12 protein-coding genes and 1 pseudogene are annotated in these 12,903 nt (G+C 39.9%); 6 read left to right on the top strand and 7 right to left on the bottom strand.

Features of this window, described 5'->3' with window-relative positions:
- Window positions 1-55 precede the first annotated feature (55 nt).
- Window positions 56-478, top strand: a pseudogene (locus I4641_RS21720) (NAD(P)H-binding protein); the annotation flags it as partial.
- 16 nt (window positions 479-494) lie between these two features.
- On the opposite strand, the gene trxA reads toward I4641_RS21720, so the two are convergent.
- Window positions 495-812 (bottom strand): thioredoxin, encoded by a 318-nt coding sequence (gene trxA / locus I4641_RS21715; RefSeq protein ID WP_229642684.1) that lies wholly within the window; start codon window positions 810-812, stop codon window positions 495-497.
- Window positions 813-957: 145 nt separating this feature from the next.
- On the opposite strand from trxA, the gene fabG reads away from it, so the two are divergent.
- Window positions 958-1,722, top strand: coding sequence for a 3-oxoacyl-[acyl-carrier-protein] reductase (gene fabG / locus I4641_RS21710; RefSeq protein WP_229642683.1), 765 nt, complete (start codon window positions 958-960; stop codon window positions 1,720-1,722).
- Between the two features lie 28 nt (window positions 1,723-1,750).
- Here the strand turns inward: fabG and I4641_RS21705 are convergent, their stop codons facing one another.
- On the bottom strand, window positions 1,751-2,224 hold the full coding sequence (locus I4641_RS21705) for a GNAT family N-acetyltransferase (protein WP_229642682.1): 474 nt from the start codon (window positions 2,222-2,224) through the stop codon (window positions 1,751-1,753).
- 254 nt (window positions 2,225-2,478) lie between these two features.
- Between I4641_RS21705 and hisG the strand changes: the two genes are divergently transcribed.
- Entirely contained in the window at window positions 2,479-3,114 is a 636-nt protein-coding gene (gene hisG, locus I4641_RS21700) for an ATP phosphoribosyltransferase (RefSeq protein ID WP_229642681.1), read from the top strand.
- A 16-nt stretch (window positions 3,115-3,130) separates the two neighbouring features.
- Window positions 3,131-4,966, top strand: coding sequence for an ABC transporter ATP-binding protein (locus I4641_RS21695; RefSeq protein ID WP_229642680.1), 1,836 nt, complete (start codon window positions 3,131-3,133; stop codon window positions 4,964-4,966).
- Here I4641_RS21695 and I4641_RS21690 read toward each other — a convergent pair.
- The 3 genes from I4641_RS21690 to I4641_RS21680 all read right to left on the bottom strand — a co-directional run bounded on the left by I4641_RS21690 (window position 4,963) and on the right by I4641_RS21680 (window position 6,563).
- On the bottom strand, window positions 4,963-5,601 hold the full coding sequence (locus tag I4641_RS21690) for a histidine phosphatase family protein (RefSeq protein ID WP_229642679.1): 639 nt from the start codon (window positions 5,599-5,601) through the stop codon (window positions 4,963-4,965). The two genes, I4641_RS21695 and I4641_RS21690, sit on opposite strands and share 4 nt — an antisense overlap.
- A 31-nt stretch (window positions 5,602-5,632) precedes the next feature.
- Window positions 5,633-5,911 (bottom strand): DUF4278 domain-containing protein, encoded by a 279-nt coding sequence (locus tag I4641_RS21685; protein ID WP_229642678.1) that lies wholly within the window; start codon window positions 5,909-5,911, stop codon window positions 5,633-5,635.
- A gap of 151 nt (window positions 5,912-6,062) precedes the next feature.
- Complete coding sequence (locus tag I4641_RS21680) at window positions 6,063-6,563, bottom strand: pentapeptide repeat-containing protein (protein ID WP_229642677.1); 501 nt, start codon at window positions 6,561-6,563, stop codon at window positions 6,063-6,065.
- 140 nt (window positions 6,564-6,703) lie between these two features.
- Between I4641_RS21680 and trpD the strand changes: the two genes are divergently transcribed.
- A complete protein-coding gene (gene trpD / locus I4641_RS21675; RefSeq protein ID WP_229642676.1) occupies window positions 6,704-7,735 on the top strand; it encodes an anthranilate phosphoribosyltransferase in 1,032 nt (343 codons plus the stop codon).
- 77 nt (window positions 7,736-7,812) lie between these two features.
- The gene (gene sbcD, locus I4641_RS21670) at window positions 7,813-9,030 is read left to right on the top strand and encodes an exonuclease subunit SbcD (RefSeq protein ID WP_229642675.1); all 1,218 of its coding nucleotides are present in this window, start codon (window positions 7,813-7,815) and stop codon (window positions 9,028-9,030) included.
- A 28-nt stretch (window positions 9,031-9,058) separates the two neighbouring features.
- Here sbcD and I4641_RS21665 read toward each other — a convergent pair whose 3' ends face one another.
- Both I4641_RS21665 and I4641_RS21660 read right to left on the bottom strand, forming a co-directional pair.
- Window positions 9,059-11,446: a PAS domain-containing hybrid sensor histidine kinase/response regulator gene (locus tag I4641_RS21665; protein ID WP_229642674.1), complete on the bottom strand. Its 2,388-nt coding sequence runs from the start codon at window positions 11,444-11,446 to the stop codon at window positions 9,059-9,061.
- 232 nt (window positions 11,447-11,678) lie between these two features.
- Window positions 11,679-12,806, bottom strand: a complete 1,128-nt coding sequence (locus I4641_RS21660; protein ID WP_263858317.1) for a cation:proton antiporter — start codon at window positions 12,804-12,806, stop codon at window positions 11,679-11,681.
- Window positions 12,807-12,903 lie beyond the last annotated feature (97 nt).

Genomic DNA, 12,903 nt, shown 5'->3' with positions numbered 1-12,903 from the left:
GACTTAATTATCTTGAATTACTTCATGTTGCATTCTGACGTGCGGAAGGTGGGCTGCTAAACAAGCAGGAGTAAAACATATTGTCTTGGTTGGTTCAATGGGTGGCACTAAATCTGACCATATTCTTAATCGTATGGGAAACGGGAACATTTTAGTCTGAAAACGTAAAGCTGAACAGTATCTAATTGATTCTGGAGTTAACTACACTATTATCCGTGCAGGTGGTTTATTAAATGAACCAGGAGGCGTTAGAGAATTATTGGTAGGAAAAGATGACTTGCTATCAATAAATCCTCCTGATGGCGCAACCAACTCGATCCCTAGAGAGGATGTAGCCAATTTGGTAATCAATGCTCTGAGAGAACCCACTGCTCGCAATAAAGCCTTTGATGTTGTATCTAAACTAGAAAACACTCCTAATGCTTCTGTAACAAGTGACTTTGCTAGCTTGTTTGCACAAACCACAGGAGGATTATAAATAGAAACTTTAAGAACTAAACTAAACTGCTTAAATGCTGAATTAACTGAGGTGCTTGATGAACGCCTTCAATTTTTTCCGCTGGTTGACCGTCTTTGAATAATATCAAGGTAGGTAGAGCTTCAATTTGATATTTAGAAGCGAGATTGGGATACTTCTCCGTATCAATCTTCACTACTTGGAGGCGATCGCGTAAATTAACCCCTACCTGTTCTAAAATAGGAGTCATCATTTGACAAGGACCGCACCAAGTGGCATAGAAATCTACTAAAACTGGAACATTACTACTGGCTAATAAATCTTCAAAACTGGAAAATTGCTTTTTAACTGCCATAGCGATCGCATTTAATGTATAGATAGTTGAGTCGCCAAGAAAAAATTAGTCCTGGGGACTAGTTAGCTTATATGATAGCTAAGTCAACCAGAGATCGTGGTAATTCTCTGGAGTTTCTTAAGATACGCGAATGGAGGAGCAAGTTATGGAATTATTACCCGAAAGTTTGCAACATTTAAAAGATAAAGTAGCAGTAGTCACGGGTGCTTCTAGAGGCATTGGTAAAGCAGCAGCAATCGAACTTGCTAAATATGGGGCAAAAGTTGTAGTTAATTATACCCGTTCTAGGGAAGCAGCAGAATCCGTTGTCGGAGATATTACCTCCGCAGGAGGAGAAGCGATCGCTTTACAGGCAGATGTATCTGTTGGAGAACAGGTAGATAACCTAATTAAAACTACCCTCGATAAGTTTGGACGCATTGATATCTTGGTAAACAATGCAGGAATTACTAAAGATACTTTATTGCTGCGGATGAAGCCCGAACAATGGCAAGCAGTAATCGATCTCAACTTAACTGGGGTATTTTTATGTACTAAAGCCGTGAGCAAGCCGATGCTCAAACAGCGTAGTGGCAGAATTATTAATATTGCCTCAGTTGCAGGACAAATGGGCAACCCAGGACAAGCCAACTACAGTGCAGCCAAGGCTGGAGTAATTGGCTTTACCAAGACAGTCGCTAAAGAATTAGCCAATCGTGGTGTCACCGTCAATGCAGTTGCACCAGGATTTATCGCCACCGACATGACGGAGGATCTAAAATCTGACAAAATTATTGATTTCATTCCCCTCGGTCGTTATGGTAAACCAGAAGAAGTGGCGGGAACAATTCGCTTTTTAGCAGCAGATCCCGCAGCAGCTTATATTACTGGTCAAGTATTCAATGTTGATGGCGGAATGGTGATGGCTTAATAATGACCAATGACCAATGACCAAATGATTAATTGTCTATTGTGACGGGAATTGCTTTGATTCGTCGGGCTAAGTCTTCGGCAGATTCTGGGTTGTTATATAACACCATAGTTGTAGTTTCGTTCTTTTCAAAGCCAATACGTTCGTAGAAGCTTTGTTGATGGGTAGTTGTCAAATAAACTCTTTCTACCCTATTGACCAAAGGATGAGATAAGACAGTCTGGACTAACTTACGTCCCAAACCCGCACCTTGATAATCGGGATCGACAATTACATCCCAGATACCCGCGCGATATACACCGTCTGAAGTTGCCCTAGCAAAACCAATCAGACGTTGCTTGTCCCAAACCGTAACTACAGGATTGCTATTGGCGATCGCAATTCTCAGATCGTCAATATTTCGTTCTTGCGCCCAAAAAGCAGTTTTTGCAAATAAGCGTTGTAACTGGACAAAATTTACTTTTGTTTTATCAGCACAGAACTGAATATGACTACAATCCATTGCGTTAACCTCTTAATATTATTCTCAGAAAGTTTAAACTATTCATCAGCTTAAAATTAGTTTGATTTGACCTTAAATGGTGCGATCGAAAACACCAACCACTGCTAACGAATATTTCCTAATCCTACAGTTATATTTGCAAAATTTTGGCTAATTATGCACTATTTTTGTGTTTATTTCCTGACATTTAGTACGGATAAGGTATGCTTTGTCTCTAACCTATATCCTGTATTTAACTACATAATTACTAAAAAATGATTACTATTGCTTTACCCAAGGGCGCATTACTCAAAGACACGATCGAATTATTTAGCAATCTCGGCTTAGATTTTAGTGCCTTTTTAGATAAATCCAATCGTCAACTACAAATCAGCGATCCCACAAATACGGCCAGGGCATTACTAGTTAGGGCGCAGGATGTACCAGTATATGTCGAATACGGTCAAGCTCAACTAGGAGTTGTCGGTTACGATGTGCTGCGGGAGAAAAAACCAGATGTAGCTAATCTAGTCGATCTTAAGTTTGGCTACTGTCGTTTATCCGTAGCAGTGCCAAAAAGTAGTCCCTATAAACGCTCAGTCGAGTTACCACCTCATGGTCGAGTAGCATCTAAGTTTGTTAACTGTGCCAAAGATCATTTTGATAGTATCGACTTGCCTGTAGAAATTGTTCCCCTATCTGGTTCGGTGGAATTAGGTCCAATTACAGGGATGTCGGAAGCGATCGTGGATTTGGTTTCTACAGGAAAAACTTTGAAAGAAAATGGCTTAATTGAAACTGACATTTTATATGAAAGCAGTGCTAGATTAATCGCTCATCCTCTTAGTTATCGTCTCAACAGAGATAATATTAACGAACTAGTAGCAAAATTAAAGAGCATTAATTATTAATAAGTTATAAAAAAATATGACTATTGCTTCTCCCAAATTAAAACCCAACCAAAAAAAACAAGATAATGATTGGCGGTTGTTTCTCAAACTAATTCCTTACACTCGTAAAAGCAGGGGTACTTTAGTTATCTGTTTGATCTTGTTAATTCCCCTAGCCGTAGCAGGTTCGATTCAGCCTTTGATTGTCGGTCAAGCTATATCTTTGCTCAAAGACGAACCTGTATGGGGTTTTATTAGTGGAGTATCAGTCGCCCAGGGAATTAACTTATTATCGGGGTTATTGTTGCTGACTGTCTTGATTAGACTAATGTTTGCTTCCTTGCAGGGCTATTTAGTACAGAAAATTGGACAAGAAATTACCGCCGAAGTTCGCCAAGACTTGTTTAATCACGTAACTTCTTTAGCTTCGAGTTTTTTCGATCGCACTCCTGTGGGAAAATTGATTACTCGTATTGCTAGCGACGTAGAAGCCTTGGGCAATGTCTTTGCTAGTGGTGCGGTAGGGGTGGTTAGCGATTTTGTTTCCATTGTCGCAATTGTGGTGATGATTTATCTAACTAACTGGAAACTGGCATCAATTTTGGTTTTTCTGTTAATTCCTGTGACTGCCCTAATTATTTATTTCCAGCAGCAATATCGCAAAGCAAACTATAAAGCCAGGGAAGAACTTTCGAAGCTCAATTCTATGCTGCAAGAAAATATTACGGGGATTAATATCGTGCAGCTATTCCAAAGAGAAGTATACAACGGCGAGATGTATCGCTCGATCAATGAACGCTATCGCACAGAAGTAGATAAAACCATTTTCCACGATTCGGCAGTATCCGCTACCTTAGAATGGATTGCTTTAGTAGCGATCGCTGCGGTACTGTGGTTGGGTGGGGTGTTTGTACTGCAAGATAGTATGACTTATGGGGCATTATCCGCGTTTATTCTTTACGCCCAGAGATTATTTAACCCATTACGTCAGTTTGCCGACAAATTTACCATGTTTCAGTCGGGATTTACGGCCATCGAAAGAATTACTGAATTATTGAGCGAACCCATAGAAATTAGAGATAAAGTTATTTCCGTTGCCGAAGGACATCGTACTTTAGTAACAGACGGGACAGACAATTCCAAAACGGGGGAAATTCGCTTTGAAAATGTTTGGTTTGGCTATAAAAGCGATGATTATGTGATTAAAAACCTCAGCTTTACGATCGCGCCTGGAGAAAAAGTTGCTTTAGTTGGACCGACGGGGGCGGGTAAAAGTTCGATCATTCGTTTATTGTGCCGTCTTTACGAACCAACTAAGGGTAGAATTTTAGTAGACGGAATTGATATTAAAGATATTCCTCAAGCAGATTTGCGTCGCTACATTGGGGTGATTTTGCAAGAAAGCTTTTTGTTTGCAGGAGATGTGAAGCGCAATATTACTTTAGGTGATAATTATTCCCTAGAAGAAGTCCAAGAAGCAGCTAAATTAGTCAATATAGATAGCTTTATTGAAGACTTGCCCAACGGTTACGATACGGTATTGCGAGAAAGAGGGACCAATCTTTCTGGAGGACAAAAACAACTATTGGCTTTTGCACGGGTAGCTATTCGCAATCCTCATGTTTTAATTTTAGACGAGGCGACTTCTAGTCTGGATGTTTCGACGGAGGCTTTGATTCAATCGGCTTTAGACCAACTATTAATTAACCGTTCGGCAATTATAATTGCTCACCGTCTTTCGACAATTCGTAACGTAGATAAAATTTTGGTCTTGAAACGAGGAGAATTAATCGAATCTGGCAGCCACGATGAATTGCTGGCAACGAAAGGATTATACTCTAGCCTCTACAAGTTACAGATGTTGGGTAGTTAATTTAATCTGACTTGGGATTCAGTTTGACTCAGATGAGATGTATCGGCAAAGAATTCCAGTTGCCAGCGATCGCTATTCCAGATTACCTTAGTTAAAGAACACAAAGCAACTTTGAGATGGGGGGTTTCTGGAACTAAGCCATAGGTTACTCCGTGTACCGAGACTCCATGTCCGACAATCAAAATATTGTCAGAAAAATCGAATATCAGTTTTTGAATTGTTTTAGCCGTACGTCGATACACTTCCGCTTTGTTTTCGGGATAGCTAGGAGTGAAGTAAGATTGATAATTCCAATCAATTAAAGGATATTCCCGCGCCAAAAAATCTTGGGGATGAATTTCGGGCATTTCCTTCATCCATTTTGGATTATGCCATTCACTCAAACCAGCTTCTAGCTTGATGGGTAAATCTAAAATTTGCGCTATTTCAGTAGCAGTTTGGATAGTTCGCAAAAAGGGAGATGCAAAGATATGGCTAATGGGTTCGTGCTTGAGTCTTTGTCCTAACTCTACCGCTTGTACGAAACCATCTTCTGAAAGAGGAGGATCGTAACGCCTGGGTGCAGTATTAAACCATTCAGGATTGACAAAATCAAGACGATTGCCATGTCTGGCTATCCAAACTATTTGGGACATTAGTTATATTCAATTAAGTGTAGTTGATTTTTTATTTGCGATCGATATCGAGTAATTTTTTAGTGCGATTATCGAAAGTGAGGTTTTTAGTGTAGCTAATGCCACGGTAAGTATAGTAATGAATGGGTCGAATTAGAATAACTTGACGATCGTTTCGGCTATCTTGGATCTTGGGGGAAGGATTTGTAGACTCGATGTTAGTTGTACTGCGATCGCCTTTTAAATCTTTATCAAGAGAAATAGGATCTTTAATCTCCTCGATTACTTGTGTTTGAATTTTATAATCAATGCCTCTATAAGTTAATTTCATAGTAGCTTCTCGGTAAATGGTACTTAAATAAATCTTTGCTTACCATTCCATACGTAGGAAACTCCAAAAAATTGCACTAACTATTTCTGACTATTTAAAAATTTGCTTTCTTTCCCCCAAAACTGGGGGTAAACAATTAATTGGAAAATTCTTATTTACAACCTAAAGATTCGCGAGTATCTACTCCCGTATTAGGATTAACTCCAGAAGCATTGGTACATAGTTGTTTTACTTGCCACTTTTCTAAAACTGCGAAGGTAAAATCAGCACCATTAATTTTGGCATCTTTAAAAGTAGAAAAAGACAAAATAGTTTCTTGAAAATTAGCGTTGGTCAAATCTGCACCGTCAAAGTTGGTCAAATAGCCAAAACCATAGCTAAAATCCGCCCCAGTTAAGTCGGCATCTTTCAAATTAGAAGCGTTAAATACCGCACCTCTAATATCTGCATTGCGAAAATTTGCTCCCTCCAAGTCCACTTTAGCAAAATCAACACTCTGCAAAACTTTACCTGAAAAATCTTTTTCGATTAAATCCGATGCACTATAAGTAGAAGGTGTTACAGAAGTAGAACTTCCTGCGATCGCGGGTAAAGGAAAAATTAATACAATTAACAGCAACAAAACTGCACTTAGTCGGAGAAAATATTTCATGAATCAAACTTATTTTTAAGCAAACCTAGCAAAAGAGCATACAGCTTTTAATTGTAAATCCTCTTCTGCCTCTCGTGGAAATAATCACCCCGAGAAAAAAGATTTTCCATTCTCAACGGCGATCGCCTAACATACTAACCATGATCGATTTTTCAAACCTACTACAACAATTATTAGACGGACAATCCCTATCTCAAACTCAAGCAGCCCAACTAATGGAGGGGTGGTTGCAAGAAGAAATACCTGTGGTGTTGTCGGGGGCAATTTTAGCTGCAATTCAGGCAAAAGGAGTATCCGCCACAGAATTGGCAGGAATGGCCCAGGTACTAAAGTCTCAATCTCTACAACAAGCTGAAATTAAATACGATTATCCTGTAATCGATACTTGTGGTACGGGGGGCGACGGTGCTTCTACCTTTAATATTTCTACTGCAGTAGCTTTTGTGGCTGCTGCGGGAGGGGTGAAAGTCGCCAAACACGGCAATCGTTCGGCTTCGAGTAAAGTTGGTTCGGCAGATGTTTTAGAATACTTAGGAATTGATTTAAACGCACCTTCAGAGAAGGTTAAAGCAGCAGTTAATGAGGTGGGAGTTACATTCTTATTTGCTCGCGGTTGGCATCCTGCCATGAAAAGTGTTGCACCTTTACGCAGTACCCTCAAAATCAGAACTGTATTTAATCTTTTGGGTCCTTTAGTCAATCCTCTGTGTCCGACTGGGCAAGTAATTGGAGTATACAGCAGTAAATTTCTCAATAGTATGGCAGAAGCTTTGAATATCCTACAAACCCCTAAAGCGATCGTCTTACACGGCAGAGAAAAGCTAGACGAGGCAGGATTGGGAGATAGCACAGATCTAACTATGGTTAACAACGGCAAAGTTATTCCTGGGGTAATTAATCCTCAAGCTTTGGGTTTAAAACCTGCTTCTCTCGTCGAACTTAAAGGAGGAGAAGTCGAAGAAAACGCTACAATTTTGCGTAACGTACTCCAAGGAAAAGGTACAACCCCCCAACAAGAGGCGGTAGCTTTAAATGCTTCTTTGGCTTTGCAGGTAGGGGAAATCATTCCTTTTGGCGAACATCTTCAAGGCGTAACTAAAGCTAAAGAAATTATCAGCAGTGGTATGGCTTGGACTAAATTGGAAGAGTTGGTTACTTTTTTGGATAGCTAAAAAACCAGAAAACATACGCCAATCCCAAATTACGCTATAACTTAGATTAGTATTCAGTTACTATATTTCTGGGGATTATGGTTAAAATTCTGCATCTATCCGATATTCATATTGGCAGTGGCTTCTCTCATGGAAAAGTAAACCCAGAAACAGGAATCAATACCAGATTAGAAGACTTTGTAAGTACTCTAAGCATTTGTATTGATCGCGCGATCGCCGAACCCGTAGACTTAGTATTGTTTGGCGGGGATGCTTTTCCTGATGCTACTCCTCCGCCATACGTCCACGAGGCTTTTGCCAGTCAGTTTCGACGGTTGGCTGATGCTAATATCCCTGCGGTGTTATTGGTAGGAAACCACGATCAGCACTCTCAGGGTAGTGGGGGCGCTAGTTTATCTATCTATCGTACATTAGTCGTACCAGGATTTATTGTTGGAGATACTATTACCACCCATCGTATTGCTACGGACAATGGAGATGTTCAGGTAATTACTTTACCTTGGTTGAATCGTTCGACTTTACTAACTCGTCCTGAAACAGAAGGATTGGCATTGGCTGAAGTCAACGAGATGTTGATTAAAAAGCTCGAACCAGTATTAGAAGCAGAAATACGCCGTTTGGATTGCGATATTCCTACAGTTTTATTAGCTCACTTGATGGCAGATCGAGCTAATCTTGGGGCGGAAAAATTTTTAGCGGTAGGGAAAGGTTTTACTATACCTATGTCGATGTTAACTCGTTCTGAATTTGATTACGTCGCTTTAGGTCACGTCCACAAACATCAAAACCTTAATCCTAGTAACGATCCGCCAGTAGTATATCCAGGCAGTATCGAACGGGTTGATTTTAGTGAAGAAAAAGAAGATAAAGGCTATATCTTATTAGAACTCGAACCAGGAAAAGTTGATTGGCAGTTTTGCCCAGTATCCGCCCGTCCTTTTTTAACCATTGAGTTAGATGTATCCCACCAAGACGATCCTTTAGAAGAGGTTTTAAAGGCGATCGCCGAGCAAGAAATTACCGATAAGGTGGTGCGTTTAATTTATAAATTGCGATCGCAACAATTGGATTTAATTAATACAACTGCGATCGATAAAGCTTTGCAAACTGCCCACAGTCATAGTATTCGCCCCGAACTAGTCAGTCAATTAGCACGTCCTCGCTTACCAGAATTAGGAGTCGGTAATACTTTAAATCCGATGGAGGCTTTAACTACTTATTTGAATAATAGAGAAGATCTACAAGATATTAAACAGGATTTATTACAGGCTGCGGAAACTTTGTTAAGTAATTAATAATTATTGATTAAATCAGTAAAAAGGCTCAATCAATTAATTCCACGATGGTATTGATCAACTCTGAAATATCAATTGGTTTAGAAATGTGCCTTTGAAACCCTGCTTCAATTGAACGTTGTTTATCTACTTCTCCCGCATAAGCAGTCAAAGAGATCGCGCTGATGTTTTTTCCTTGAGGCAGCTGACGGATTTGAGTTATCAGACTATAGCCACTCACATTAGGCATACCAATATCGCTAATAATCAAATCGGGAGTCTCTCGATTAAAAACTTCAAGAGCATCTGCTGCTGATGTTGCTGGTATAATTGCTGCACCTTCTTGTTCTAAAACAAAACTCAATATATCTAATGAATCTGTTTCATCATCTACAACTAAAATTTTGATGCCACTAAAGCGATTAGGTCGAACAGATTGATTGATTGAATTAGTTTCTACTTCTACTCGTTCCACTTCTGGTACGTTCATAAGTGGCAATCTAACAATAAAGATAGCTCCTTGACCCAAACCAGGACTCGATACTGCTACTGTTCCGTCATGTAGTTCGGTTAAATGACGGACAATTGCAAGACCCAAGCCCAATCCGCCGTACTGTCGGGTACTAGTACTTTGCTCCTGACTAAAGCGATCAAAGACATAGGGTAAAAATTCGGCATTTATTCCTTGTCCATTATCTTCAACTTGAATTGTTGCTTGAGAACCAACACGCTCTAATTTTATGCTTATTTGCCCGCCTTCTAGAGTAAATTTGATGGCATTGGCAACCAAGTTCCAGATAACTTGCTGTAATCGACCAGGATCCCCAAAAACCTTACCGATATTAGGTTCGTATCTTGTTTCTATCTGGATTGATTTGGCTTGCGCTGCCAAATTCACTGTGGTCAGTGCGGATTTAATTATTGATTCTAGATTAAGAGAAATTTTGTTGAGGTTTAACTTACCCCGCAGAATACTTGAAACGTCTAGTAAGTCCTCAACTAGCTGTGCCTGTAATTTGGCATTGCGCCCGATGATTTCAATTCCCATGGCTGTTTTCTCTGGGTCTAGTCTGCCCGTAGAGAGCATTTGCGCCCAACCTAAAATCGAGTTGAGAGGAGTACGCAGTTCGTGGGAAACAATTGCTAAAAACTCATCTTTAAGTCTGTTAGCATTGGCTAAATCTTCCGTTTGCTGAATTAGCTGTGACTCTAATTCTTTGATTCTAGTAATACTGGTATTCGTGCCATACCATTTAGCGATCTTTCCCTGTTCGTTATAGAGAGGTCTAGCACGACCAAGAAACCAACAATACTCGCCATCTGCTCGACGGAGACGGGCTTTAATATTATAGTTTTCCCCTGTGGTTATTGACTGATTCCAAGCGAGATTGACTCGTTCTAAATCCTCAGGATGAACAACTCTTTGCCAATTACGACCTTTTATTTCTGCTAAAGTAGCTCCCGCATATTCTAGCCAGCGTTGATTGACATAATCGATCTTCCCATTAGGCAAGGCAGTCCAAACTTGCTGGGGAATAACTTCGGTAATTAATTTAAGCTCTCGTTCTCTTTGTTGTAAAATTTCCGCAGTTTTTTTGCGATCGCTTATATCCTGTACCGTACCCATCATACTGACTGGTTTGCACTCTCGAAGATAAAAGCCTCTTCCTTTGGCTAATATCCAACGAATACTACCATCTGACAAGATAATACGATATTCAATGCTGTATTCGGTTTGTTCGGCTAAAGCCCGATCTATTGCTTCTTGAGTGCGATCGCGATCTTCGGGATGAAGAAGATTAAAAAATGTTTCATAACTGAAATTATCATCGACAGGTATTCCAAATATAGCTTTACCCAGGTCTGTCCACTCCAAGGTATCCTCTAGCAAATCCCAAAACCACATTCCAATACCAGAGGCATTAGTAGCAAGTTTTAATCGTTTTTCGCTCTCCTGTAAGGTCAATTGGGTTGGTTGATCATCGGTTAATGGTCTATTGCTTGGAGTCTGAAGCGATGATATTACTGGGGATAATTTCGGTGTAAATTGTACCTTTAGATCTTCTGTAATATCTTTAAAAGTTGTTTCTACTCCATAAGCTTCAGCATTACCCGCTTTAAACAAGGGCAAAGTATCAACTGATAACCAAATCAAATCTCCATTAGGTTTATAAAAACCCACAATTACATCCGAACAAGATTTTCCCGTTCTTATTGAAACAGTTATCGGATAGGTTTCTGGAAGAAACAAAGAACCATCTTCGTGAATTGTTTGCCAAGGTAGATTAAATGAAGAGGTTTCCACCAATTGTTCGACAGTATATCCTAAAATCTTTTCTGCATCTGGGTTACAACTTTGAATAGTACCATCGGCTAAGTAAAATATTATGCCGACTGCTGTATCTGTACTGGAAGTGCGATTGAGATTCGTCTTCATTTAAAAGCTTGGCTTCCCTGGAACTAAAATGTGTTCTTTAGTGTTCTTAAATTTAGTTGCTTAAAAAGTTTATTCAAAAAGCTTATTTAAAATATTGTTCTACATCTCAAGTATTATATCTTATGACCTATGACTGATATTTTGATCTGGTTTCTTTACTTAGTTATCTGACGCAAAAAAAGCGATCGCGTATATTGCGATCGCTCAACTAAAAAATAATTGACTTGAATAACTATGAAGTAGTTTCAACAACCGAAGGTACTTCTTGAAGAATATCTGCGTTTTCATCATTGAAATTAAAGACAATACGCAGTAAAGCAGGGGCAATAAAAGTTGTGGCAATCACCATCACGACAATTCCCGCTTCCAGGGAGGAAGTTAATACCCCACTAGTAGAACCTACCGCCACAAACACCAGTCCGACTTCTCCTCTAGGAATCATACCCACACCAATTGCCAACTTGTCTAGATCGGGTTGATTGAAAATAGTAAAACCCGCCAAAACCTTGCCGATAATCGCGACTAAAATCAAAAATGCAGCAATGATTAAACCTTCTCTATTTTCGGGAGAGATCGGATTAAGCACGCTCAAGTTGGTTTTAGCACCGACGGTAATAAAGAAAATTGGCACTAGCATATCAGAAACAGGCTCGACCAAACGCTGTAGTTCTTTTCTAGTATCAGTTTCATCTAAAACCAGTCCCGCTGCAAATGCGCCTAAAATTGCTTCGAGGTGAATCGCTGACGCCAAGTATGCCATGGCAAAAGCAAAGGTAAAAGCAGGAACGATTACACCACCGCGAGTTTTCAAAGTCTCTACTATTTTGACAAAGCTCTTATTAAAGACTTTACCTAACAAAACAGACCCAACTAAAAAGCCAGTGGCACTAATAATCAGATAAATAACATTGTTAACATCAACTTCTCCCGTCTTGGCTAAACTTGCTGCTACCGCTAAAACAATCACTCCCAAGACATCATCAATTACCGCAGCACCTAAAATTATTTGTCCTTCCTTAGAGTTAAGCTGTCCCATTTCTGATAATACTCTAGAGGTAATGCCGATACTGGTGGCTGTCAGTGCTGCACCCGCAAAAATTGCTGGAATTGCTGGCACGTCAAAAATCAGCATCAATCCCACCGTACCCCCGGCAAAAGGAGCAACTACGCCGACAATTGCTACCAAAAGAGCCTGAGTTCCTACCTCCATTAACTCTTTAAGATTAGACTCTAGACCGATTTCAAACAACAATACAATTACCCCAATCTCCGCCAGCACAGAAATTACTTCTGACTGGAGATGAAAAGTAGCAACAGCATTTTCTGGAGTTAAGTCTGAGGTCATTTGTACAAACTGCATCACTAGAGAGTCTCCCGCTTCTATTCCTCCTTCAGGAAACACTCAGGGGCAACGCATCTTAAATTGAGCGAAAATGGCTCATTAGAAGAACAAAGAA

The organism is Waterburya agarophytonicola KI4 (assembly GCF_020640915.1).
Classification (GTDB): Bacteria; Cyanobacteriota; Cyanobacteriia; order Cyanobacteriales; family Xenococcaceae; genus Waterburya; species Waterburya agarophytonicola.
Note: the sequence above shows the minus strand (reverse complement) of the source record. Positions and strands in the feature narration are given on the sequence as shown.